This window comes from Brevibacterium sp. SIMBA_078, from assembly GCF_046534565.1.
Classification (GTDB): Bacteria; Actinomycetota; Actinomycetes; order Actinomycetales; family Brevibacteriaceae; genus Brevibacterium.
On sequence record NZ_JAWRYQ010000005.1, the window covers coordinates 246,252 to 268,788 of the forward strand.

The 22,537-nt window shown below is 65.2% G+C and carries 18 protein-coding genes; 3 read left to right on the forward strand and 15 right to left on the reverse strand.

Features of this window, described 5'->3' with window-relative positions:
- Positions 1 to 40: 40 nt before the first annotated feature.
- Complete coding sequence (locus SB749_RS18140) at positions 41 to 889, forward strand: N-acetylmuramoyl-L-alanine amidase (protein WP_410711528.1); 849 nt, start codon at positions 41 to 43, stop codon at positions 887 to 889.
- Positions 890 to 973: 84 nt separating this feature from the next.
- Here SB749_RS18140 and SB749_RS18145 read toward each other — a convergent pair whose 3' ends face one another.
- The gene (locus SB749_RS18145; RefSeq protein ID WP_410711529.1) at positions 974 to 2,443 is read right to left on the reverse strand and encodes an RNA polymerase sigma factor; all 1,470 of its coding nucleotides are present in this window, start codon (positions 2,441 to 2,443) and stop codon (positions 974 to 976) included.
- Between the two features lie 352 nt (positions 2,444 to 2,795).
- Complete coding sequence (locus tag SB749_RS18150) at positions 2,796 to 3,968, reverse strand: DUF4192 family protein (protein WP_410711530.1); 1,173 nt, start codon at positions 3,966 to 3,968, stop codon at positions 2,796 to 2,798.
- Between the two features lie 294 nt (positions 3,969 to 4,262).
- On the opposite strand from SB749_RS18150, the gene SB749_RS18155 reads away from it, so the two are divergent.
- The gene (locus SB749_RS18155; RefSeq protein WP_410711531.1) at positions 4,263 to 5,015 is read left to right on the forward strand and encodes a spermidine synthase; all 753 of its coding nucleotides are present in this window, start codon (positions 4,263 to 4,265) and stop codon (positions 5,013 to 5,015) included.
- A gap of 242 nt (positions 5,016 to 5,257) precedes the next feature.
- The gene (locus SB749_RS18160) at positions 5,258 to 7,489 is read left to right on the forward strand and encodes a HelD family protein (RefSeq protein ID WP_410711532.1); all 2,232 of its coding nucleotides are present in this window, start codon (positions 5,258 to 5,260) and stop codon (positions 7,487 to 7,489) included.
- 255 nt (positions 7,490 to 7,744) lie between these two features.
- On the opposite strand, the gene nrdR is transcribed toward SB749_RS18160, so the two are convergent.
- From nrdR to murG, 13 genes are all read right to left on the reverse strand, one after another.
- On the reverse strand, positions 7,745 to 8,242 hold the full coding sequence (gene nrdR, locus SB749_RS18165) for a transcriptional regulator NrdR (RefSeq protein ID WP_025777954.1): 498 nt from the start codon (positions 8,240 to 8,242) through the stop codon (positions 7,745 to 7,747).
- A gap of 2 nt (positions 8,243 to 8,244) precedes the next feature.
- The gene (gene hisD, locus SB749_RS18170; RefSeq protein ID WP_410711533.1) at positions 8,245 to 9,555 is read right to left on the reverse strand and encodes a histidinol dehydrogenase; all 1,311 of its coding nucleotides are present in this window, start codon (positions 9,553 to 9,555) and stop codon (positions 8,245 to 8,247) included.
- A 72-nt stretch (positions 9,556 to 9,627) separates the two neighbouring features.
- On the reverse strand, positions 9,628 to 13,137 hold the full coding sequence (gene dnaE / locus SB749_RS18175; RefSeq protein WP_410711610.1) for a DNA polymerase III subunit alpha: 3,510 nt from the start codon (positions 13,135 to 13,137) through the stop codon (positions 9,628 to 9,630).
- Positions 13,138 to 13,376: 239 nt separating this feature from the next.
- Positions 13,377 to 14,300, reverse strand: a complete 924-nt coding sequence (locus SB749_RS18180) for an RluA family pseudouridine synthase (RefSeq protein ID WP_410711534.1) — start codon at positions 14,298 to 14,300, stop codon at positions 13,377 to 13,379.
- A complete protein-coding gene (locus SB749_RS18185) occupies positions 14,293 to 14,829 on the reverse strand; it encodes a signal peptidase II (RefSeq protein ID WP_410711535.1) in 537 nt (178 codons plus the stop codon). Before SB749_RS18185 ends, SB749_RS18180 begins: the two co-directional genes overlap by 8 nt.
- Positions 14,830 to 14,953: 124 nt before the next feature.
- Entirely contained in the window at positions 14,954 to 15,757 is an 804-nt protein-coding gene (locus SB749_RS18190; protein ID WP_410711536.1) for a DivIVA domain-containing protein, read from the reverse strand.
- Between the two features lie 304 nt (positions 15,758 to 16,061).
- Positions 16,062 to 16,361, reverse strand: coding sequence for a YggT family protein (locus SB749_RS18195; protein WP_264798881.1), 300 nt, complete (start codon positions 16,359 to 16,361; stop codon positions 16,062 to 16,064).
- 93 nt (positions 16,362 to 16,454) lie between these two features.
- Complete coding sequence (locus SB749_RS18200) at positions 16,455 to 16,973, reverse strand: cell division protein SepF (RefSeq protein WP_410711537.1); 519 nt, start codon at positions 16,971 to 16,973, stop codon at positions 16,455 to 16,457.
- A gap of 78 nt (positions 16,974 to 17,051) precedes the next feature.
- Positions 17,052 to 17,810, reverse strand: coding sequence for a peptidoglycan editing factor PgeF (gene pgeF / locus SB749_RS18205; RefSeq protein WP_410711538.1), 759 nt, complete (start codon positions 17,808 to 17,810; stop codon positions 17,052 to 17,054).
- Position 17,811: 1 nt separating this feature from the next.
- Positions 17,812 to 18,987 (reverse strand): cell division protein FtsZ, encoded by a 1,176-nt coding sequence (gene ftsZ / locus SB749_RS18210; protein ID WP_410711539.1) that lies wholly within the window; start codon positions 18,985 to 18,987, stop codon positions 17,812 to 17,814.
- 270 nt (positions 18,988 to 19,257) lie between these two features.
- Positions 19,258 to 20,013: a cell division protein FtsQ/DivIB gene (locus SB749_RS18215; RefSeq protein ID WP_410711540.1), complete on the reverse strand. Its 756-nt coding sequence runs from the start codon at positions 20,011 to 20,013 to the stop codon at positions 19,258 to 19,260.
- Between the two features lie 5 nt (positions 20,014 to 20,018).
- The gene (gene murC / locus SB749_RS18220) at positions 20,019 to 21,434 is read right to left on the reverse strand and encodes a UDP-N-acetylmuramate--L-alanine ligase (RefSeq protein WP_410711541.1); all 1,416 of its coding nucleotides are present in this window, start codon (positions 21,432 to 21,434) and stop codon (positions 20,019 to 20,021) included.
- 2 nt (positions 21,435 to 21,436) lie between these two features.
- Positions 21,437 to 22,537 carry an undecaprenyldiphospho-muramoylpentapeptide beta-N-acetylglucosaminyltransferase gene (gene murG, locus SB749_RS18225; protein WP_410711542.1) on the reverse strand — a complete coding sequence of 367 codons (1,101 nt, stop codon included), beginning with the start codon at positions 22,535 to 22,537 and terminating at the stop codon, positions 21,437 to 21,439.

Sequence of the window (22,537 nt, forward strand, 5' to 3'; positions counted from 1 at the left end):
ACCCCGACCATGGGCACTCCTGAGCTGAAACAATGGAGTCATGCCGCATCGCCTCCTCGTCCCGAGTCTCCTTCTCACCGCCGCTCTCAGCCTGCCCGGCCTGGCGGCCTGCTCCCAGGACGCAGGTGCCCCCGGACGAACGACTCAGGCGGCCGAGACAACCGGCGAGTCTCCGACTGCCGGCAACGGTGCAGGAGGAGGCGACGACGCGAAGTCAGGGACCGCCTCGGCGAAGGAGGAGGAGGCTGATCTCAAAGGGAAGGTCATTGCGATCGATCCGGGACACAACGGCGGAAATGCGGACCATCCGGAGAAGATCAACCGCCAGGTTCCGGACGGACGCGGCGGAACGAAGGCCTGCAACACCACGGGCACCTCGACGAACTCCGACTATCCGGAAGCCGATTTCACCTGGGCCGTGGCGCAGAAGCTGGAGAAGTCGCTGACCGACGCCGGAGCCGAGGTCGTGCTCAGCCGGAAGGACAACACAGGAGTCGGACCGTGCGTGGACGAGCGCGGAAAGTTCGCCGACGACGTGGACGTGCTGGTGAGCATCCATGCCAACGGCAGCGAGTCGAGTTCGGTGAAGGGCTTCCACATCATCGTCGCCGACCCCGGTGAGGATGAGAAGACCGAGACGGCCTCCGGGGACCTGGCGAAATCCGTGGGGAGTTCGATGGGTGAGGAGTTCACCCCGAACAAGGCCTATGGAAAAGATGCGATCAGCCGTCGCCCGGATCTGGCCGGGTTGAACAACGCATCGGTTCCCGCCGTCATCGTCGAATGCGGAGAGATGCGCAACCCGTCGGAGGCTAAGCTCATGGAGTCGGAGTCCGGGCAGAGGAGATACGCCGACGCCCTGTTCGACGGCATCGTCGACTGGTTCTGACCCGGATAAGCGAAACGCCCCTGGGAAGTTCCCCAGGGGCGTTCGCATCAGACTGATCCGATCATGGACCGGCCGAAGTGAGACTCAGTCGAGGTAGTCGCGCAGCACCTGCGAGCGGGACGGGTGACGCAGCTTGGCCATCGTCTTCGACTCGATCTGACGGATGCGCTCACGGGTGACGCCGTAGACCTTGCCGATCTCGTCGAGGGTCTTCGGCTGACCGTCGTTGAGTCCGAAGCGCATGGACACCACTCCCGCTTCACGTTCCGAGAGCGTGTCGAGGACGGAGTGCAGCTGCTCCTGGAGGAGGGTGAAGCTCACCGAGTCTGAGGGCACAACTGCCTCGGAGTCCTCGATGAGGTCGCCGAACTCCGAGTCACCGTCTTCACCCAGCGGGGTATGCAGCGAGATGGGTTCGCGGCCGTACTTCTGGACCTCGACGACACGCTCGGGCGTCATGTCGAGTTCCTTCGCGAGCTCCTCCGGGGTCGGTTCGCGACCGAGATCCTGCAGCATCTGGCGCTGCACGCGGGCGAGCTTGTTGATGACCTCGACCATGTGCACCGGGATGCGGATCGTCCGAGCCTGGTCAGCCATCGCGCGGGTGATGGCCTGGCGGATCCACCACGTGGCGTAGGTCGAGAACTTGAAGCCCTTCGTGTAGTCGAACTTCTCGACGGCGCGGATGAGGCCGAGGTTGCCTTCCTGGATGAGGTCGAGGAACAGCATTCCGCGGCCGGTGTAGCGCTTGGCCAGGGACACGACGAGTCGGAGGTTGGCTTCCAGCAGGTGGTTCTTCGCGATGCGGCCGTCGTGGATGATCCACTTGTAGTCCATCGTCTCGCGCGGGTCGGTCACCTCTCCGCCGTCGAGCAGGTGCTCGGCGTACATTCCGGCTTCGATGCGCTTGGCGAGATCGACCTCTTCGGCGGCGTTGAGCAGAGCCACCTTGCCGATCTGCTTGAGGTAGTCCTTGACCGGGTCTGCGGTCGCACCGGCGGAGACGACCTGCTGAGCGGGCGCGTCCTCCTCGTCGGCATCGGAGACGATGAAGCCACCGGCCTCGGCCACGGCGGCGTTCTTCTCCTTCTCTTCCGAGTTCTTCGTCTCGGTCGCCTCGGCGGGGCTCTCCTCTGTGGCCAGAGCGTCCGCGGCCGGTTCGACTTCCTCGGTGGTGTCGATATCGTCGTCGGCCTTCTTCGCCTTGGTCGCCTTCTTGGCTTCCTTGGCGGCGGTGGCCTTCGTCGTGGTCTTCGCCGGAGCAGCCGTCGACTTCGCGGCGGCTGTCTTCTTCGCAGCAGTCGTCTTCTTCGACGCAGCCGTCTCGGTCTTTGCGGCAGTCGACTTCGCAGTCGCCGACTTCGCGGTCGCTGCCTTCTTGGTGCCGGGAGCGGTCGTCTTCTTCGCAGTGGTCTTCGACGCCGCAGTGGTCTTGGATCCACCGGTCGAGGTCGTGCCGGCCGTTCCCTCCGACTTCTCCGTCACCGTTGTGGATTCCTTGTCGACTCTGGGCACGTGTTCACCTTTCGCGAGCGTTGAAACTTCCCCATGCATTCGGACAGTACTAAGACCCAAGTCAAGTGGTCCGCGTGCGGTCCCGGGCGAACGCAGAGTCCGCCCATCATGCAATGACTGGGTCAACGCTTAATTTTCTCACGTTATTCCCCGCTTTGCGAATCGGCCGTCGATGACTCCGGGACGATCCGTCCGGCCTGTCCCCGACAACAACGTGACCTGCGGATCTGTTCCTCCTGCCTCATTCTCACGTCGATCTCGCCGAGGCGGCCGACCGCCCACCCCGATCGCGTGGCCCCGGCCCATCTGCGACGGACCAGCCCTATCAATGGCGGCCCCGATCCCTCATAATTGGCACCGAACAATCGGACAGCCCCACATCCCGGCCCGATCAGATGGTCGAACGCTGAGTCTCCGTCAGCCAGCGGGGCAGGCATCCCATATCGACCGCGCTGACGATGAGCTCGGCCAGCCCGTGTCCGACTTCGAGCCCGAGGGCGGCGCGCGCATAGTTCAGCGCCATCGTCGACCCGCCCAGAGACCATTCGAACCAGGCGATGACGGCATAGGTGTTGGCTCTGGCCCGTGGGTGGCCTGCCTGCAGGTAGTCCTTGAGGAAGGCGATCGTGAGCATGATGTCCCGCGGCCTGGGCGCACGCGCTGAGAGCCCGACGAGCTGCTGAGCCGCCCGTGCTTGGGAGACCACACGGCGGCTCATCACGATGAGTTCGTCACCGTCGAGTCCCTTGACCACGGAGGGTGGGAAGTCCGGGTGGTCGAAGCTGAGGATCATCTCGAGTGCGTCGCGCGACCATTTCTCGACGAGCAGGGTATCGAGCGCCATCACGGTCGGCAGGTCCATGAGGTCGTGGATGCGCGCCTCGTCGATCGCGTCTTCCTCACACCGCATGGCGTCCAGGCGCGGGTAGACCTCGGCGAGGATCGCGAACGCTTCGTCCGTGCCCATCCACTCCTCGGCGTGTCCGCGGCGGCTGTCGGCGAAGGCTTCGGCGGGCATCGGGGTGATGACGAGGTCCTCCGGATCGGTGACGGGGTTGGAGCCGCCGGCGACGAGTTCCGTGGCACACGCCGAGGTGGTTGCCTCGATCAGCGGTGTGCAGTCATAGCCGTCCTCGTCGATGCGGCCGAAGTGCTCTTGGTTGACCCACCATGCGCTGAGGGTGTCGACGCTTCTGGCGGCGAAGGTGATGGCCAGTTCGTCGATCGCCGCTCGGATGAGACCACGGTGGACCTCTGCGTATTCGGCGTCTGCACCGGCGCCGAAAGCGCTGACCGGCTGATAGTCGTCATCGTAGAGAACGAGGAAGACCCCGGAGACCGTACCGGAGCGCATGACGAGGTCGGCGTACCAGCCGCCGCCTTCGGACAGCGTCTGCGCCGCGCTCTCACGGTCGAAGTCGATGCGCAACGTGGTCGAACTGGTCTGTGAGCCGTTGTGCTCGGTGCCGACGATGACAGCGACGAGGCTGCGACGCGGGGTGTACCCGAGAGTGTGGGGGATGATCCCGATGATGTCCTCGGGTGTGCGGGCCGGTGTCTTCACTGCGTCCTCCTTGAGCGGTTCGGAACCGGCCGTCTGGAGCGGTTCCCGTGCCTCAGGCGAGGCCCATGCCTGGGATGAGCCGCCCGTCTGGGTACCCACTCCAACCGATCAGGCAGCCGCTCCTCCAGGTTCCGGTCGGCACCTGTGGACGGACCGCACGGGTCCACAGCGCTCTGATGGGCGAGTCGGGCCCGTCATCCCCACGAGAATCCGGGGCGAATTGCCTCAATCGCCTTACTGGCATACAAGTGAGGGGTGGCGAAGAGACGGATATACACAGCTCCTGGTTCTCAAGTGGTCGACGTCTCGACGGGTGAAGCCCGGCTGGAGAAGCTCGACGGTGAGGCAGATTCCTATGTGCTCCACGTCAATGGGGTCCCTTCTTCGTCGATCACCCTCAGCGATCCGCAGCGACTGGACTTCGAGTACCTGGACTGGATGCGACGCATCATCGACGTTCAGCTCCCTGACCGGACGCTGCGGGCCGCACACATCGGTGCCGCCGGCTGTGCTCTGGCCCGGGCGCTGGACTCGGCACGACCGGGATCGAAGCAGACGGCGATCGACATCGATGCCAAGCTGCTCGACTTCGCCCGCGACTGGTTCGACTTGCCCCGCTCCCCCGCCCTGGCTCTGCGCGCCGGCGACGGAGCGGTGGAGATAGGAAAATTCCGGCCCGATACCCTCGACGTCCTCGTCCGCGACGCCTTCGACCACGACTCGGTTCCTGCGTCTCTGCAGACTTCGGAGTTCTTCGCCGCCTGCGCCGAGGCGGTCAAGGACTCCGGCATCTACGTCGCCAATGTGCCTGACTCCGGTGACCACCACCTCCTCCGGGCCGAACTCCGCAGCCTCGGCGACCACTTCGCCCATCGTGCCGCCGCCACGGAACCGGCGATCCTCAAGGGACGTCGACGCGGCAACGTCGTCGTCCTCGCCTCCAATACTCCCCTCGACACGGGCGCGCTCGACCGCAGTCTGCGCACCGCCGCCTCCTCAGCGACCTTCCTGGCGGGAGCAGATCTGCGCTCCCGGTTGGGTCTCTGACCCTCCCGCCGGCCCGGGCTGGCCCTGCAGTCCCAAGCTCCTCCACCTTCCGACCCGTCTGGTTCTCTGCCCTCGCACATCCCGACTCAGCTGGCTCTCTGCCCTCGCACGTCCCGACCCAGATGCCTCTGCCTACCACCGAGACAGCCGGAATGTGAGGTACGCCCCGGTCCGAAATGACGATGCGACTACAGACGCCGGGGAAAGTTCGGCATAATTGAATGCCGACCCAAGAAGGTGAGATGACCGAAACTTCAGAAATTCGTGTCGAGCAGACCAAGCTCGACGAGCTCTATGCCCGCCTCGATGAGCTCCGGGAGGAGACGACGGCCCGCCTGGGCACGGTGAGGGTCTCCGAGGTCGGAGGCAACCACCAGCACCGCACCGAACGCGATGCCTTCGCGACGATGTACGAAGATCAGCTCATCCGTCTCGACGGCGCCGAGGAGGGACTGTGCTTCGGTCGCCTCGACATCATCGACGAAGACGACCCCACCTACATCGGCCGCATCGGACTCACCGACGAACAGCGTCAGCAGATCCTCATCGACTGGAGGGCGCCGGCCGCCGAGCGCTTCTACCAGTCGACGGCTGCCAACCCCGACGGGATCGCTCGCCGCCGTCACCTCGTCACCGCGAACCGGAAGGTCACCGGCATCGAAGACGATGTGCTCGACATCGACGCGCTCGATGACGCTCAGCGATCGAACCTCCAGGGCGAAGGCGCCCTCCTCGCCGCCCTCACCACACATCGCACCGGACGGATGGGCGATATCGTCGCGACCATCCAGGCCGAACAGGATGCGATCATCCGCCGCCCGCTCTCCGGCGTGCTCGTCGTCCAGGGAGGGCCGGGAACCGGCAAGACCGCCGTTGCGCTCCACCGTGCCGCTTTCCTGCTCTACCGTCACCGGGAGCGCATCGCGAAGTCCGGTGTCCTCCTCGTCGGCCCGTCGACGGTGTTCCTCAAGTACATCGAGAAGGTTCTTCCCAGCCTCGGCGAAACCGGGGCCGTCCTGCTCACTCCCGGTCAGCTGTATCCGGGACTCGACACGGATGCCGCAGATGCACCGGCTGTCGCCGAGATCAAGGGCCGCTCCATCATGGCTCGGGTGCTGAAGAACCATGTTGCGAACTATCAGCGCATTCCCGATCACGATGTCGAGATGCGGGTGCGTTCGCACACGATCGTGCTGCGTCGCAGGGATGTTCAGTCCGCGCGCGATCGGGCTCGTCGCAGCGGGGACCCGCACAATGCCGCCCGCACCGGTTTCGTCACCGGTCTGCTGAAGATCCTCGCCGAGGATCTCGCCCGTGAGATGGGGATGGATGCGGCCGGCGAACGCCTGCCCGAGCTGCTCGAAGACCTGCGTTCCTCTGTCGACGTTCGTCGCGCCCTCAACCTTGCGTGGTTCCCCATCGGCCCTGCCGCAGCTCTGCGTTCTCTGCTGGGCAGGCCGCACAAGCTGCGGGCCGCCGCACGCAAGCTCCTCACTCCTGCCGAGCAGTCGATTCTGCTCGAGCAGCGTCGGGACGAGTTCACGGTCGATGATGTGCCGCTGCTCGACGAGTTGGCCGAGCTTCTCGGTTCGGCCCCGCAGCAGACTCAGGCGCGAGATGACTCGGCACGCGAGTACGCCGAAGCCGTCGTCGATATGACCGAGACCGGCGGGATGGTCTCAGCCGAGACCCTCGCTGCCCGCTGGGAGGAGCAGGGACCGGCGATGACTCTGGCCGAACGTGCTCTCGAGGATCGGGAGTGGACGTACGGCCACCTCGTCGTCGATGAGGCGCAGGAGCTCTCCCCCATGCAGTGGCGGGTGCTCTTCCGCCGCGTGCCGTCGAAGTCGGCCACCGTCGTCGGCGACCTCGCCCAGTCTTCGCAGGCCGACAATGCCCGCACCTGGTCCTCGATCCTCAGCGAGTTCGTCGGCGATCGGTTCGCTCTCCAGGTGCTCACGGTCTCGTACCGCACCCCGCAGTCGGTGATGGATCTGGCCAACCGCTACCTGCATCGGCATTTCCCGCAGCTCGAGCTCGTCGAGTCGGTGCGCCAGGGAGGATCGGATCCGCGCCTGGATTCCTTCGCCGACGAATCGGAGCTGCTGGCCGCCCTCCCCGAGAAGGTGGCGGCCGAGGTGTCCGCCGCCGAAGGTGGGAAGATCGCCGTCATCGCTGATGAGGAGCTCATCGAACCCGTCGCCGAGGCGATCGCGGACTTCGATTTCGGACGATCGGTCACGGGCTTGGACCACCAGATCGCCCTCATCACCCCGCAGCAGGCCAAAGGCCTCGAGTTCGATGCGGTGGTCATCGTCGAACCCGGACGCATCGCCCCGATCGGCGGCGAGCAGGGCGTCGGCGGTCTCTATGTGGCGCTGACACGCACGACGGAACGTCTGCGTGTCCTGGCGTCCGTGTCGGCGGAGCTCACCGAGCTCTTCTCCGCCGACACGATCCGCCAAGCCGGCTGACCAAAACCCAATTACTACCTGACGGCGGCCCAGCAACCTCGCGCGAGGTTGCTGGGCCGCCGTCAGGTAGTAATTGAGGGGTGAATGTGAAAGGCCGCTTGGGTTCGGCTTCCCCTCCGAACCGCAAGCGGCCGCGCGCCGTAGCGCGCACGTTCAATACTACACAACTATTTCTGTACCGCGGTACTCGAAACGAAGATTTCTGACAGAAATCCCAGCAGTCTCAGGATCCGGTCGGCCGGACCCCCGAGCAGCTCAGTCGGCGAAGTCGTCGGGGGTGGGTTCCCGAGTCTGACCGGACTGCAGCAGCGCGTCTGCGCGCAGCGAATCGATCGCCGCCTCGAAGTCCTCGAGCGAGTCGAACCCCTGGTAGACGCTGGCGAATCGCAGGTAGGCGACCTGGTCGAGTTCGCGCAGCGGTTCGAGGATCGACAGTCCCACCTCGTCGGCGTCGATCTCGGCGATTCCGCGCGACCGGATGTTCTCCTCCACCCGCTGAGCGAGCTTCGCGAGATCATCGTCACTGACCGGACGTCCCTGGCAGGCCTTGCGCACACCCGACATGATCTTCTGACGGGAGAACTCCTCGGTGACACCGGAGCGTTTGATCACCGACAGGCTCGTGGCCTCCATCGTGGTGAAGCGGCGACCGCAATGACGGCACTGCCGGCGCCGGCGGATAGCAGCGCCGTCTTCGCTGGTCCTCGAATCGACGACCCGCGAATCGGACTCACGGCAGAACGGACAGCGCATCTCTACTCCTCGAACCTGATGTCGACAGCCCGGCCATGGGCCGGCAGCTGTTCGCCGGCGGCGAGAACACCGATGTGCTCCGCCACCGCGGACAGTGCCTGTCGGTCATAGTCGATGACCTGGCTGACCTTGATGAATGAGTGCACACCCAGTCCCGAGCCGTGAGCTGCTGTGCCCATCGTGGGCAGCACGTGGTTCGACCCGGCACAGTAGTCACCGAGTGACACCGGAGCCCAATCGCCGAGGAAGACCGCTCCCCCGTTCGTGATCCGCGCCCCGACGGCTGCAGCATCGGCCGTGTGGACCTCGACGTGCTCACCGGCATAGCCGTTGACGACGGTGATCCCGGCGTCGAGGTCGTCGACGAGGACGATCGCCGACTGCCGTCCGGCCAGAGCCGCCCCGATCCGCTCGGTGTGCATCGCCGACGGCACCTGCACGTCCAACTCCTTCTGCACCGCTTCGGCGAGATCGACGGAGTCGGTGACCAGCACCGAGGCGGCCAGTTCGTCGTGTTCGGCCTGACTGATGAGGTCGGCGGCGACGAAGCGCGGATCCGCCTGTTCGTCGGCGAGGATGATGATCTCTGTGGGGCCGGCGACCGCGTCGATGCCGACCCGGGTGCGGACGAGCGACTTCGCCGCAGCCACATAGGCGTTTCCGGGACCGGTGATGAGGTCGACGGGCTCGAGTTCCTCACCGTCATCGAAGCCATAGGCCAGAGCGCCGATCGCCTGTGCCCCGCCCATCGCCCAGACCTCGTCGATGCCGAGGATGTGTGCGGTGGCGAGCACGATCGGGTGCGGCAGACCATTGCTCTGCGGCGGGCTGGCGATCGCCAGCGAGCGTGCACCGGCCGTCTGTGCAGGCACGACGTTCATGATCACCGTCGACGGGTAGACGGCCAGTCCGCCGGGCACATAGAGTCCGACGCGTTCGACCGGCAGATGCCGGGTGGTGACGAAGGCGCCTGAGGCCAGTTCGGTGCGGACATCGACGGGACGCTGATCGGCGGCGACCTTCCGGGCGCGGGCAATCGATTCTTCGAGCGCGGCCCTGACCGCGGGATCGAGTTCTGCCGCGGCCTCGGCCAGCGCGGATCCCGGTACCCGCAGCGTTTCGGGGCGCACTCCGTCGAAGCGTTCGGTGAAGTCCTTCACCGCGGCCGCTCCCCCACCGGCGATGGTGTCGAGGAGTTCAGCCACCCGTCGTTCGATATCGGCATGGGTCTCGGCGGCCCGAGGCAGCTTCTGCGCCAGGAATCGCTTGTTGAGGGTCTCACCACGGAAGTCCAGAATGTTCACCCGCACCATTCTAGTCTCCACAGCAGCACCGCTGTCCTCCGGCCCGAAGTGCGGACGGGAGGCGGGCTCGGCGTTCGCGCATCAGACGCTCAGGCAGCGGGATCCCAGCAGCGCCTTGAGGTCTCCGTAGAGGCTCGGGTTCGGGTCGACCCGGATCGACCGGTCGAGACGCATGACCGTCTGCCGTCCCGGCTGGGACAGAGTGATGTGGACATCGGTCTGGCCCTTGTTGGACTCGAGGATCTGCTTGAGTTTCGTCGCCATCTCCTCGGTCGCCTTCTCCATCGGCATGATGAGGTTGAGCGGCCGATCGTTGGGGTCGGTGACATCGGGAATCGTCATCGACATCGCCATCAGCGAGGTCGGACGGTCATCGGAGGTGCGGATGCGACCGGTCAGGGAGATCACGAGGTCGGTCGCCAGGAGGCTCGCCACCGGTTCGTAGGTGTCGCCGAAGAACATCACTTCGATCTCGGCTTCGAGGTCCTCCAAGGTCACGATCGCATAGGGGCGCCCGGAGTTCTTCGACACCTTGCGGGTGACCTGTGTGATCATTCCACAGACCTTGATCTGGGATCCGTCATGACGGTGCGACTCCGGATCGACCACCTCGGCGATGGAGGCATCGGATTCGGCGGCCAGCACGCCTTCGAGTCCGTTGAGCGGGTGATCGGAGACGTAGAGGCCGATCATGTCGCGCTCGAAGGACAGCTTCTCCTTCTTCTCCCACTCCGGACGATCGGGAATGGTCACGGAGAATCCCGGTGAGTCATCTCCCCCGCCGAGTCCGGCGAAGAGGTCGAACTGACCGTTGGCTTCCTGCCTCTTGACGCCGATGACCGAGTCGACGGCCTCCTCGTGGACTTCGACGAGTGAGCGGCGGCTGTGGCCGAGCGAGTCGAAGCCGCCGGCCTTGATGAGCGATTCGATCGTGCGCTTGTTGCACACATGGCTGGGCACCTTGTCGAGGAAGTCCGTGAACGAGGTGTAGGAGCCCTTCTCTCCGCGGGCCTCGACGATGCCCTCGACGACGTGGGCGCCGACGTTGCGCACCGCTCCCATGCCGAAGCGGATGTCCGTACCGACAGGGGTGAAGTGGAGGGCGGATTCGTTGACGTCCGGAGGCAGCACGGTGATTCCGAGGCGACGGCACTCGTTGAGGTAGATCGCGAGCTTGTCCTTGTTGTCACCGACCGAGGTGAGCAGGGCCGCCATGTATTCGGCCGTGTAATGCGCCTTGAGATAGGCGGTCCAGTAGGACACGACGCCGTAGGCGGCCGAGTGCGCCTTGTTGAACGCGTAGTCCGAGAACGGCAGCAGGATGTCCCACAGGGCTTGAGCGGCGGCTTCGGAGAACCCGCGTTCCTTCATTCCGCCGAAGAAGCCGACCTGCTGCTTGTCGAGCTCGGACTTCTTCTTCTTGCCCATCGCACGGCGGAGGATATCGGCCTGGCCCAGCGAGTAGCCGGCGACCTTCTGCGCGATCGCCATCACCTGCTCCTGGTAGATGATGAGGCCGTAGGTGGTGTCGAGGATATCCTTGAGCGGCTCCTCGAGCTCCGGGTGGATCGGGGTGACCTCCTGCAGACCGTTCTTGCGCAGGGCATAGTTCGTATGCGAATCCGCACCCATCGGACCGGGGCGGTAGAGCGCCAGGGTCGCGGAGATATCCTCGAAGTTATCCGGCTTCATCATCCGCAGCAGGGCACGCAGACCGCCGCCGTCGAGCTGGAACACGCCGAGGGTGTCACCGCGGGTCAGCAGCTCGTACGCCGCCGGATCATCGAGGGCGAGGTGCTCGAGGTCGAGATCGAAGTCCCGGTTGGCTTTGATGTTCTCCACCGCGTCGGAGATGATCGTGAGGTTCCGCAATCCCAGGAAGTCCATCTTGATGAGCCCGAGGCCCTCAGATGTCGGATAGTCGAACTGGGTGATGACCTGGCCGTCCTGGAACCGACGCATGATCGGGATGACGTCGATGATCGGATCCGAGGACATGATGACACCTGCGGCGTGGACGCCCCACTGACGCTTCAGCCCTTCCAGGCCCTTCGCAGTCTCGAAGGTCTCTCGAGCCTCCGGATCGGTGTCGACGAGTTCGCGGAACTCCCCGGCTTCCTTGTACCGCTTGGACTCCGGGTCCTCGATGTCCTTGAGCGGAATGTCCTTGGCCATCTCCGCCGGCGGCAGCGCCTTCGTCAGCCGCTCACCCATCGAGAAGGGTTTGCCGAGCACCCGCGCGGAGTCCTTCAGCGCCATCTTCGTCTTGATCGTGCCGTAGGTGACGATCATCGCCACACGCTCATCGCCGTACTTCTCGGTCACATAGTCGATGACCTCGCTGCGGCGACGATCATCGAAGTCGACGTCGAAGTCGGGCATGGACACACGGTCCGGGTTGAGGAAGCGCTCGAAGAACAGTCCGTGCTGCAGCGGATCGAGGTCGGTGATGCGCATAGCGTAGGCGACCATGGAGCCGGCTCCCGAACCACGGCCGGGTCCGACGCGGATGCCGTTGTCCTTCGACCAGTTGATGAAGTCGGCGACGACGAGGAAGTAGCCGGGGAAGCCCATCGAGATGATGATGTCGAGTTCGTAGTCGGCCTGCCGGCGGACGTCGTCGGGAACGCCGTTCGGGTACCGGTAGTCGAGCCCCTTCGCGACTTCCTTGATCAGCCACGAGGTCTCGTCCTCACCGGGAGGGCACGGGAACTTCGGCATGTAGTTCGCCGAGGTGTCGAAGGAGACTTCGCACTTCTCGGCGATTTCGAGGGTGTTGTCGCAGGCTTCGGGGAATTCCTTGAACAGGGTCCGCATCTCTGCGGGGGTCTTGAGGTAGTAGCCGGAGCCGGAGAAGGCGAATCGCGAACCGCCCTGATCGTACGTGGGTTCGATGAGCTTGGAGCCGGACTGGATGGCCAGCAGCGCTTCGTGCGCCTTCGCATCTGATTCGTGCGTGTAGTGGAGGTCGTTGGTAGCGACCAGCGGAATGTCGAGTTCCTTCGACAGCCGGATGAGATCCTTCGTCACCCGCTTCTCGATGGACAGACCGTGGTCCATGAGTTCGACGTAGTAGTTGTCCTTGCCGAAGATCTCACGGTATTTCCCGGCGGCCGCCTTGGCCTCTTCGTACTGTCCCAGGCGCAGCCGCACCTGCACCTCTCCCGACGGGCAGCCGGTGGTGGCGAGGAGTCCGTCGGAGTAGTTCTCGAGCAGATCCTGGTCAAGTCGGGGCCATTTCGCCGTCACCGAGTCCAGGGAGGCATACGACGATGCCTTGAACAGGTTGCGCATGCCCGTGTTGTTCCGTGACAGCAGGGTCATGTGCGTGTAGAGACCACCGCCGGACAGGTCGTCGCTCTTCTGCGATTCGTCGGTGCGCCACTTCACGCGGGTCTTGTCCCGGCGATCCGTGCCGGGCGTGACATAGGCTTCGACGCCGATGATGGGTTTGATTCCGGCGGCTGTCGCCTGCGACCAGAAGTCGAAGGCGCCGAACAGGTATCCGTGGTCGGTCGTGGCGATCGCGGACATTCCCGATGCCTTCGTCGCCGCCATCAGATCGGCGAGGCGGGCCGCACCGTCCAACATGGAGTATTCGGTATGGACGTGGAGGTGGACGAAGTCCTCGTTCGGCACTGGGCGCCGCCTTCCTGAAGTTGCCGGTGTTGCCGTTCCAGCTTAGTCCATCGGCACCCGCAGGGAGGGTTCCCGCGCCTGTTGTTCCGGGCACTTGCCGACGAGCCTCCGGTTCGCGCAGGTCCCGTCGACGCGTCGCTCAGCCGTCAGTCTCCGACACCATCGGACAGCGGCAGCGCGTAGGCGCGGCGTCAGTTCGGCCGGATGCGGTCGAGCGCGGTCTGCAGGTCCTCGGGGTACCCGCTTTCGAATTCGACCCACTTCTGCGTGTCGGGGTGGTGGAAGCCGAGTTTGACGGCATGCAGCCATTGGCGTTCCAGACCGAGTTCCTTCGCCAGCACCGGATCGGCACCGTAGGGCAGGTCACCGACGCAGGGGTGTTTGGTCGCGGAGAAGTGGACGCGGATCTGGTGGGTGCGTCCGGTCTCCAAGTGGACCTCGACGAGCGCGGCACGTCGGTGGGCTTCGATCACCTCGTAGTGGGTGATCGCGTTCTTGCCCTCGGTGCGCACCGCGTAGAGTCCGTCGTGCTTGGGGTGTCGGGCGATCGGGGCGTCGATGGTGCCGAGCACTGGATCGGGCAGACCCTGTACGACCGCATGGTAGGTCTTCTCCACCGTGCGTTCCTTGAAGGCGCGTTTGAGCACGCTGTAGGCGTATTCGCTCTTCGCCACGACCATGAGCCCCGAAGTTCCGACGTCGAGTCGCTGCACGATGCCCTGACGTTCGGGAGCGCCGGAAGTCGCGATGCGGAATCCCGCAGCGGCGAGTCCGCCGACGACGGTGCGTCCGGTCCAGCCGAGAGCCGGGTGTGCTGCCACACCCACGGGCTTGTCGACGACGACGAATGCGTCTTCGTCGTGGACGATGCGCATTCCCGGCACGGGGTCGGGAACGACCTCCAGAGGCTTCTTCGGTTCGGGCATCATGATGTCGAGCCGTTCGCCGGCGATGACGCGATCGGACTTGATGACCGGACGCCCGGACATCTCCACTCCCCCGTCGGCACAGATGTCGGCGGCGGCGGTTCGGGAGAGGCCGAGCAGCTTCGACATCGCAGCGTCCACGCGCTGACCGTCGAGTCCCTCAGGGACGAGGATGGAGCGTTCAGTCATGAGAGTCCTCTTTCACGCGGGTGGAGTCCGATCCGTCGATGTCGATGCCTCTGAGGCTGACGATGACCAAGGTCACTGCGGCGGCGGAGATCGCGATGTCCGCGACGTTGCAGATGAACAGCGACAGATCGATGAAGTCGACGACTGCTCCGTGCAGGAACGAGGGTTCACGGAAGAGCCTGTCGACGAGGTTGCCGAAGAGTCCGCCCAAGAGCAGACCGAGACCGATCGCCCAGGCTCTCGATCCGAGCTTGCGCGAGATCACGAGGATCGCCACGAAGACGCCGATGGCGATGATCGGGAAGATCCACGTCACGCTCGACCCGAGGCCGAGAGCGGCTCCGGGATTGCGGTAGAAGGTGAATCCGGCCAGCGATCCGATCACAGGCACCGGAGGTTGGTCTTCAAGGAGACTGACGGCGAGGAATTTGGTGAACTGATCGATCACGAGCACGACTGCCGCGATTGTGAACAGCAGGGCCATCATGGCGGCGCGAGGTCGTTTCACCCGTGAGGCAGGATCGTTCATTTGGTTCATTCTAGACCACCGCCGAGGCTGCGGGATTCAGCCGCACGACGATGCAGTGTGCGAACACGACGGAGGCCCGGGTACTCCGCAGAGTTCCCGGACCTCGGTCGGTGATGCGATGAGATCAGAGCTTGTGGTTCGAGGAACCGCCCAGTGGGCCGTTTCCGTCGAGGGTCTCCGGAGCCAGGCTCGTGGAGTTCTCGAGGTCACGCAGCTGATCGTTGAGGTAGCTCTTGAGTCGAGTGCGGTACTGGCGCTCGAAGTTCGAGAGCTGGTCGATCGAGCGCTCGAGGGTCGACTTCTGCGATTCGAGAGTCGACAGCGTTTCGTCGCGCTTGGCTTCGGCCTTGCCGACGATGTCGGCGGCTTCCTTCTCGGCGCCCTTGATGAGCTCGTCGCGCTTGCGCTCACCTTCGGCAACATGCTCGTCGTGGACACGCTGGGCCAGAGCGATGAGACCATGAGCGTCTCCGTCGCCGCCGACCGCGGCAGCACCGAGACCGGCACCCGCGGCTCCACCGGCAGAACCTGCGGCCATCGCTGGTGCAGCGGAGTTGTCCTGGGGTGCGGGAGCAGCTTCCTTGACGACCGGGGCCGGGGTCTCTTCGACCGGTGCCGGGGCGGCAGGTGCCTCGGCCGGAGCCGGAGCCTCTTCCTTCTCTTCGGGAGCAGGAACAGCGGCGGGCATCGCCTGAGTGGCGTCGATGTCCTGTGCCGGTGCGGCGGAGGCGCCGCCGGCTTCGAGTTCCTTCACACGCTGTTCGGCGGTGGAGAGCTTCTGACGCAGTTCGTCGTTCTCCTGGTAGAGACGGCGAATCTCAACGACGACCTCATCAAGGAAATCGTCGACTTCGTCCTGGTCGTACCCGTCGCGGAACTTCACATGCTGGAACCGCTTGTTTACTACGTCTTCAGGCGTGAGCGCCATGAGGTCACCTTCGGTCGATCTACATTCATTACGCTGCCGCCCAGAAGGACGGCTTCAACGTCACATTAGCGTAACACCTGCAGTTTTGTCCCGCAGTAATGGCGTGTCTCGCATTCAATGACGAAGTTTTCCGCATTCGAGGCTAACAACTCGAGCACACAGACAGCCAATTCTGGTGAGCATATTCACCATTTATCCGGTATTCGATCAATCGAATACCCTTAATCGACCGGCACATTCTTCACGCCGTTCCCCATATCCATTCACAGTGGTTCTTCCGCGGAGAACACTGTGTTGGCGGGCATCAGGCGGTGGTGTGCGAAAGGTTGAAGAACACCGACGCAATGATCTGGATGCCGATGAGCAGGACGATGAATCCCAGGTCGAGCGACACCTGTCCCAGACGCAGCGGCGGAATGATCTTGCGCAGCAGCTTCAGCGGCGGATCGGTGAGTGTGTACACGATCTCGGCGAGAACGAGGAGGAAACCGGTGGGCCTCCAATCGCGGGAGAACACCTGGACCAGATCGAGCACGACTCGCGCCAGGAGCACATAGACGTAGAGGCTCAGAGCAGTACCGAGGATGTAGAAGATGATGGCCACGTGGGTCCCCCGCGCCTTTCGTTGTTGCTTGAGTTCTGAGGCTTCAGCCTATCGGCTCCAGCTGAGGACGAGTTGAGAGATTCTCCAGCGCACTCAGCTCTGGTTGAAGAAGCTGGCCTGAGTATCCGAATCGGCTTCGCCCTCGCCGGCGACTTCGATGTTCTCGGGGGTGAGCAGGAAGACCTTGTTCGTCACGCGCTCGATCGACCCGTGGAGGCCGAAGATGAGACCCGCGGAGAAGTCGACGAGGCGCTTGGAGTTGTTCTCGTCCATCTCCGAGAGGTTCATGATCACTGGGGTGCCCTCACGGAAGGCGGCACCGATGACCATGGCGTCGTTGTAGCTGCGGGGGTGGATGGTCCTGATGCGGTTCATTGAGGTTCCTGGCGCCGGGGTGTCTACGGGACGGATCGGTGACGGGTGGATCGGTGTCACCGGAGCCGGAGTCCGTTCCTCGGCTGCGGCCGGTTCGTCGTACTGGTCGTCCTCGTCGAAGGTCTCGACGACCTCGCGGTCCCGGCGGGCGGGTTCACGACGGTCGGTGTGCTGGGTGGTCTCGTCCTCTTCTTCGACGAAACCCAGGTATTCCAGCGTCTTCTTGATTGCTGACATGTCTAAAGCTCCTCGGACTTCGGCACTTGCTCACCTGTCGCCCAAACTATCGCACGCGAGCATCTGGGCCTGTGAGTCCTATGGGTGTGTCGCGGTGTTTTCTTCCTGCAGCCAGATGATCCCTGCGAAACGGCCCGTGCGCTTCTGCCTGCGGTAGGAGAAGAGGTCCTCGGATTCCTTCGTGCAGGTGCGCGAGAAATGATCGATGGTCACATCCGCCCGGCGCAGCTGTTCGGCCACGGCCCCGGCGACATCGAGTGCCGGTGTTCCGGTCACCGACACCGAGGCGGCTGTCGGCTCGATCGCCGCGACCTCGCTCCTCAGCTCGGCTGGGACTTCGTAGCAGCGCGGACACACCGAGGGACCGATGACCGCGTGGATGTCCCGTGCACCGGCGTCGTGCATCGCGGCCACCGTTCTGCCGACGATTCCTGCGGCCATTCCCGGGCGACCCGCGTGGACGGCGGCGATGACTCCGGCGTCGGCATCGGCGAGCATGACCGGGGTGCAGTCAGCGACCATGATCGCCAGCCCGAGTCCCGGGACGGCCGTCAGCTGGGCATCGGCCTCCACCGGAGTCTGCCGCAGCTGAGCTTCGTCGCCGATGATGTGGACATCGGTGCCGTGGACTTGGGAGACGAACGAGAGCCGCTCGCCGCTCAGGCCGATGACCTGAGCGAGAGCGGCTCGGTTGGCTGCGACGAGTTCGGCATCGTCTCCGACGTGGCGGGCGAGGTTGAACGAGGAGAAGTCCCCGCTCGAGTATCCGCCGTGCCGGTCGGTGAAGGCGACGTGGGCGGTGCGCCCGCCCGGGATGACGAACCTCGAGCGCAGCATATTACTTGAGGAAGTCCGGGATATCGAGGTCGGAGTCGAAATTCGAGCTGCTGCGTTCGCCCGGCAGCGAAGCGGGAATCTGGTGTTCCTCGCTGCGGCGCGGGGCAGGCGCAGGCTCGTCGGCTTCGGGGGACTCGGCGATGACGGGCGACTCGGACTCGGTCTCGGCCGGAGCGGCGGCCGGGATCGGTGCAGGGACCTGGTCGGATCCGGCGACCTCCGCATTCGGAGAGGTGTTGTCGAATCCGGCGGCGATGACGGTCACTCGGCATTCGTCGCCGATGTTGTCGTCGATGACGGCGCCGAAGATGATGTTCGCCTCGGGGTGCGCGGCTTCCTGGACCAGGCGTGCGGCCTCGTTGACCTCGAAGAGTCCGAGGTCGCCGCCGCCGGTGATGCAGAAGAGCACGCCGTGGGCGCCGTCGATGCTGGCTTCCAGCAGCGGGGACGCGATCGCGGATTCGGCGGCCTGCACGGCACGGTCGTCGCCGGTTGCCGCACCGATGCCCATGAGCGCGGTCCCGGCATCCTGCATAACCGATTTGACGTCGGCGAAGTCGAGGTTGATCAGACCCGGGACCGAGATGAGGTCGGTGATGCCCTGGACACCGGAGCGCAGGACCTCATCGGCGGAGCGGAATGCTTCGACGACGGAGACGCTGCGATCGGAGATCGAGAGCAGACGGTCGTTGGGAATGACGATGAGGGTGTCGACCTCTTCGCGCAGCGCCGCGATTCCGGCTTCTGCCTGCGCGGAACGACGGCGTCCCTCGAAGGTGAAGGGGCGGGTCACGACGCCGATCGTCAGTGCGCCGAGCGACCGGGCCACGCGGGCCACGACCGGGGCGGCGCCGGTTCCCGTGCCGCCGCCTTCGCCGGCGGTGACGAAGACCATGTCCGCGCCCTCGAGGGCGTCGCGGATGGCGTCTTCGGAGGATTCGGCGGCTTTCTTGCCGATCTCCGGGTCTGCGCCGGCGCCGAGGCCTCGGGTCTGGTCACGGCCGATCTCGAGCTTGACATCGGCGTCGGAGAGGACGAGTGCCTGGGCGTCGGTGTTGATCGCGATGAACTCCACGCCGCGCAGGCCGACGTCGATCATCCTCTGTACAGCGTTGACGCCGCCGCCGCCGGTTCCGGCAACTTTGATGTCCGCTCCGGATTGTGGGAATTCAGCCAAGTCGGTTCCTCGTCTCAAGCGCTTGCGCTCCGCAGGGTCTGCGTGCGCATTCGGTCTGTGTTCTCTGCCCTGAGGCTATTGGGCGGGGCAATCTCACTGCAACCATTCTCGCCGGAGTGTCGGGGTTCGGCCAAACTTCACACCCGGTGTGTCGGGGCCAAACGGAGGCAATCGCAGCGGCTGGCCCATCCTGGGCAGCTCTTTGAGGCCCGGTCCGGCCGCGGCGGGGTGTTCGAGACCGGTTCGGGCCGACGACTGGTCGGGCGGGACTCAGTCGGTCACGGGCACCGAGGGCACGGAGACATCGATCTCGGTGCGGCCCTCGGCGGCCAGCTGGGCGGCGGTGCGCACCTTGAGGCTGGAGTCGGAGGAATCGCCGAAGACGACCGTGGCCTTCTGCTTTCCGGTGTCGAGCCGTCCCTTGAGGCTCATGGCGTCCTTGGCCTCGATCGTCACCAGCTGACGCCTCAGCTCCGGTCGCAGTTCGCCCATGAATCGGATGACCGCGGAGACGGTCTCTCTGTCCGGTTGGTGTCCGCCGCCGCTGAGCACCGTGAGCTTCTTCGGTGCTGTGTCGACCGTGCCGAGGTCGACGGCTTCGGAGTCGTAGAGGCGATAGCCGGATTCGCCTCTGATGGCGATAACGGGGGTGCGGTCGGTGATCTCGATCTTCAGCGACCGGGGTCCCGCGTAGTGGACGGAGGCCGCTTCGGCTTTCGGGAATTCCTTCAGCACGGCGTCCTCGACGCTGCCGGGGCGCACCTGCGGCAGCGGTCGGCTGCCCTGGTCGTCGAGCACGAAATTGCTGACCTTATCGGTGTCGACCAGTCGACTGCCGCTCACCTGCACCTTCTGCAGGGACAGCAGGGGCGAGAACCAGGCGACGGCGACAAGGGCGATGAGGGCAGCCACGATGCCGATGGCGAAGAGGCGTCGACGCCAGGTCCTGAGGCGGCGGGCCCGGATGACTCCGGTGAGATCCGCGGTGGAGTTGTCACCGGCCTGGGCCGGGGGAAGCGGCACCATGGGTGTCAGCCCTCCAGTGCGCTCAGCAGCTCGGGCCCGAGGATGGTCACGTCACCGGCTCCGACGGTGAGTACGAGGTCGCCGGGCTTCACTCGAGCGGCGACGAAGGGGACCGCCTCGGCGAAGGACTCCAGGAATGTCACGTTCTCGTGCGGGACCCGGTCGGCGATGAGCGCGCCGGTGACTCCGGGCACGGGATCTTCGCGCGCGGGGAAGACGTCGAGGACGACGACCTCATCGGCCAGACCGAGGGCCTGTCCGAATTCCTCCCGGAATTCCATCGTCCGCGAGTACAGGTGGGGCTGGAAGACGGCCCAGACCCGTCCTTCGTCGGTGACGACTCCGCGGGCGGCGCTGAGCACCGCGCGCACCTCGGTCGGGTGATGGGCGTAGTCGTCGATGACGCGCACGCCGGCGGCGATTCCGCGTTCCTCGAAGCGACGGCGGGTGCCTCCGTAGCCGGCGAGACCCGTGGCCGCGCGTTCGACATCGGCACCGAGGCTGTGCGCCACGGCGATCGCGGCGGTGGCGTTGAGGGCATTGTGCATTCCCGGCTGCCGCAGTTCGACTCGCAGCTCGTCGTCCCGGCCGGGCAGGTCGAGGACGAAGGTCGAGCCGATTCCGGAGTCGAGGTCGCGCAGCACGATATCGGCATCCTCGGACGTGCCGTAGAGGACGACATCGGCTCCCTGGCGGCGGGAGTGCAGGGCGACGTCGTGGGATCCGGGATCGTCGGCGCAGGCGATGATCGTTCCGCCCCGGGTCTGGATGCCGTCGCAGAATTCGATGAAGGCTTCGCGCACCTTCTCCGGGGTTCCGTAGTGATCGAGGTGGTCGGCTTCGACGTTCGTGAGGATGCCGATGGCCGGTTCGTAGAGGAGGAACGATCCGTCGGATTCGTCGGCTTCGGCGACGAAGACGTCACCGGTGCCCAGGTGGGCGTTCGTGCCCGTCGTCGACAGCACTCCCCCGATGACGAAGGACGGGTCGACACCGCAGGCCTGCAGCGCCACGGTCGTCATCGACGTGGTCGTGGTCTTCCCGTGAGTGCCCGCCACGGCCACGGCCCGCCGGTCGACCATGAGGGACGCGAGGGCTCCGGAGCGGTGGAGGATGCGCAGTCCCCGGCGCTGGGCTTCGACGAGTTCGGGGTTGTCCTTGCGGATGGCCGAGGAGATGACGAGGGTATCGGCCTCGCCGAGGTTGTCGGCCGAATGTCCGATCGTGACCGTGGCTCCCAGGGTCCGGAGGACGTCGACGACGTTGGATTCCTTCGCATCCGAACCTGAGACGGTGACTCCGTTCATGACCATGATCCGGGCGATTCCGGACATTCCCGAACCGCCGATGCCGATGAAGTGGACGGCTCCGAGTTCGCCGACGGGAACGATGTTCGCGGGGCTCGTGTTCGCAGAGGTCATGATCAGCCTTCCAGCGCGCGGTTGACGATGGCGGCCATGCGGGCCGCGGCATCGGTGGGGTAGTTGAGATGCAGAGCCGCCTGGCTCATCTGCGTCAGACGGGTCTCGTCGGCCAGCAGCGGCAGAATGGTGTCGACGACCGTCGACGGTGAGAATTCGGCATTGTCGACCATGAGCGAGGCACCGGCCGAGACGCTTCCGGAGGCGTTGAGGCGCTGTTCGCCGTTGCCGATGGCCAGGGGCACGTATACCGCCGGGACTCCGGCGACCGTGGCTTCGGAGACCGTGGCGGCGCCGGAGCGGGCCACGAGCAGATCGGCGACCGCATAGGCTCGGTGCATTCCGTCGACGTAGTCCACGACGTGGTAGTCGGGCAGTTCGGCCGCGGCCTCCCGCAGGGCCTCGCCCTTCCCGGCTCCCGTGATGTGGAGGACTTGGATGCCGGCCTCCTGACACGCGGTCGCGGTGGCCAGGAACGCTTCGTTGATCTTCTGCGCACCGGAGGAACCTCCGGTGACGACGAGGACCGGACGGTCGTCGCGCAGCCCGAGATCGGCACGGAAGCCGGCACGCTGATCGTCGTCGCTGCGGTCGAGATCCGTGATCTCCGTGGGCATGGGCATGCCGACGAGGGTGGAGCCCGGCAGCTCCGTGTCCGGGAAGGTGATCCCGACGCGCCCGGTGGTGGTCAGTCGGGCGCCGAGACGGTTGGCCATTCCCGGCTTCGCATTGGCTTCGTGGACGATCAGCGGGATCTTCGCCTGTTTGGCGGCGAGGAAAGCCGGCGGGCAGACGTAGCCGCCGACGCCGACGACGGCATCGATGCTGCGGGAGGCGATGATCTGCTTGACGGCGGAGATGTTGCCGCGGAAGCGTCCCGGGAATTTCAGCAGGGCGGGACTGATCGACCGCGGCATGGGCACCTTGTCGATGGTGAGCAGTTCGAACCCGGCGCGTGGAACGATTTCGGCTTCGAGTCCGTCGGGGGTGCCCAACGCCACGACGTCCCAGTCGGGGTGCTGCCGGCGCAGCTCACGGCCGATCGCCAGCATCGGCGAGATATGGCCGGTGGTGCCTCCACCGGCGAGGAGGATACTCGTCAT